This window comes from Rathayibacter sp. AY1D9, assembly GCF_002932395.1.
GTDB lineage: Bacteria > Actinomycetota > Actinomycetes > Actinomycetales > Microbacteriaceae > Rathayibacter.
In genome coordinates, this window is the sequence record NZ_PSVQ01000072.1 from 1 (window position 1) to 2468 (window position 2468).

The following is a 2468-nucleotide window of genomic DNA, read 5'->3' on the forward strand; positions in this document are numbered from 1 at the left end:
TTCGAGCGGAGCCGGGGCCGGTCGGGTCGGGGCGGGTTCGAGCGGGGCGGGTTCGAGCGGACGGGTTCGAGCGGGGCGGGCGGCGCGGGCTGGTGGCTCGGCTCAGGAATCGCGCGGACAGGGATGTGCGAGCTTGCGCTCGCCGCCGGTCCTCCCTCCACAGGCGGGGTACCGGCTCCGTTGTCCCGATCCTGGTCACGGGCCCCGGCCCGATGTCGGTGGTCGCTGATTCAATACACGTATGAGAAGTTCGGGTGACGCGGCGCAGGCGGTCGAGGCGGTGCGCGCGGGCGAGACGGCGCAGACGCTCGACGCGGTGCGCGCGCTCGCCGGTCTCGCGGCGGGGCTCGCCCGCTCCTCGGCACCGGTGCTGCTCGCGGGGGCCGTCGCCCTGCACACGGCGTACCGGGCGGCGCTGCTCGTGCCGGAGTCGTTCGCGCGGGGGAGTCGTCTTTCCCGGAGCGAGGCGGGAGACCTCGTGGAGCGCTCGATCCGAGCCGAGTTCGCGACGGCGCTCGGGATGTCGGAGCGCGTGGCGTCTCGGCGTCTCGAGCACGCTCGGCTCCTCATCGAGGACCTCCCGGCGACCCGCACCCTCCTGGCCGAGGCCCGGATCCTCTGGGAGGCCGGCGAGGTCGTCTGCGCCGCCGCCGCGACCCTCCCCGCTCCGTCGCGCGCGTCCTTCGACGAGCGGGCGGCCGCCGCGGCGCTCTCGCAGACGCCCACCCAGCTCCGCCGGACCGTGGCGCGGCTGCGCGACGAGCTGCACGAGCAGCCGTTCACCGAACGCCACGCCCGCGCCCGAGAGGACCGCAGCGTGTGGCTCGGAGCCGAGGCCGACGGCATGGCCACGCTCTGCGCCCTGCTGCCGGCCCCGGTCGCGGTCGGCGCCTACAACCGTCTCGACCGCATCGCCCGCTCGCTCCGCGACGGGGCGGACGCGGCGGGGATCGGGTTCGGTGCAGGTGCAGGTGCAGGTGCAGGTGCAGGTGCAGGTGCGAGTGCGAGTGCGAGTGGGAGTGCGAGTGCGAGTGCGACTGCGACTGCGACTGCGACTGCGACTGCGACTGCACAGAGCGGTGCTGGTGCCCGTGGCGATGCTCCGGTGGCAGTCGGCGCGCGGACGGACGCTGGTGCTGGTGCTGGTGCTGGTGCTGGTGCTGGTGCTGGTGCTGGTGCTGGTGCTGGTGCCGGTGCCGGTGCCGGTGCCGGTGCCGGGCTCGGCGCGGAGACGGGTGGCGGCGCCGGTGGAGACGCTGACATCTCCCTCGGCGACGGCCGGACGCTCGCGCAGCTGCGGGCCGACGCCCTCGTCGATCTGCTCATTGACGGCGACATCTCCGCAGACGGATCCTCGGGAGAAGGAGCGAGCGCCGTCCGTGCCTCGGGCTCCGGAATCCACGCCTCGGTCTCCGGAGTCCGCGCCGACGTGCGCCTCACCCTCGCCGCCAGCACCGCGGTCGGCCTCGACGACGCGCCGGCCGAACTCGACGGCTACGGTCTCGTCCCCGCCGACATCGCCCGGGAGCTCGTGCGCACGGCGGCCGCCTTCACGCGGGTGCTGACCGATCCGGACACGGGAGTGGTGACGTCGGTCGGCAGGACCCTCCGCGTCCCGCCCCCTCGGATGCGCCTCCAGCTGCAGCTGCGCGACCGGACCTGCCGGTTCCCCGGCTGCACCCGCGCGGCCTCGACGGCGGAGGCCGACCACACCCTCGAGTGGCGGAACGGAGGCGAGACCGCCCTCGGCAACCTGGCCTCGCTCTGCGTCGCGCACCACCACGTCCGCCACGGCGACCGCTGGACCTACACCCTCCATCCGGACGGCACCGTCGTCTGGACGACCCCCACCGGCCGACGGATCACCGACCGACCGCGGGCGCTGCCCGGGGCTCCGCTGCCGCCCACGCGACGACCGACGCCGCAGTCGGCGCAAGAACCGGAGCCGGAGCCGCAGCCGGAGCAGCAGCCGCACCCGCTGTCACCACGATCCTCGTCATCGCAGCTGAGGTCATCGCGACCGTCGTCACCTCGACCGTCGCCATCGGTGCTGTCGCCGACGCGGCCGCGGTTCGTGGACGCGCCTCCGCCGTTCTGATCCGCAGCCCGACATGCCGGGCGATTCGACACTCCGTCGGCCGCGAGGCGGTGAATCGCCGTGCCTGGACACGCCCAGGCGCCCTCGCGCTCTCTCACCTCCGGCGCCGCGAGGTCCGTCGGCACGTTGGCGCTTCGTCGAGCCTCGAGCTCCGAGCTCCGAGCTCCGAGCCCCGAGCTCCGAGCTCCGAGCCCCGTGTCCCGTGTCCCGGAGCTCCGAGCCTCGAACCCCGTGTCCCGTCGTGCTTCGGCGCTTCGGGGCGTCGGCCACCGCGTCCCGGTCCGCCCGCGTCCCGGTCCGCTCACGTCCCGGTCCGCCCGCGTCCCGGTCCGCCCCTGTCCCCGGTCCGCCCCTGTCCCGCGCCGCCCGC

At 75.0% G+C, this 2468-nt stretch carries 1 protein-coding gene; it reads left to right on the forward strand.

Annotated features, from left to right (window positions below):
• Positions 1 to 241: 241 nt before the first annotated feature.
• Positions 242 to 2098, forward strand: coding sequence for an HNH endonuclease signature motif containing protein (locus C5C50_RS16510; protein ID WP_104273945.1), 1857 nt, complete (start codon positions 242 to 244; stop codon positions 2096 to 2098).
• The last annotated feature ends 370 nt before the right edge of the window (positions 2099 to 2468 follow it).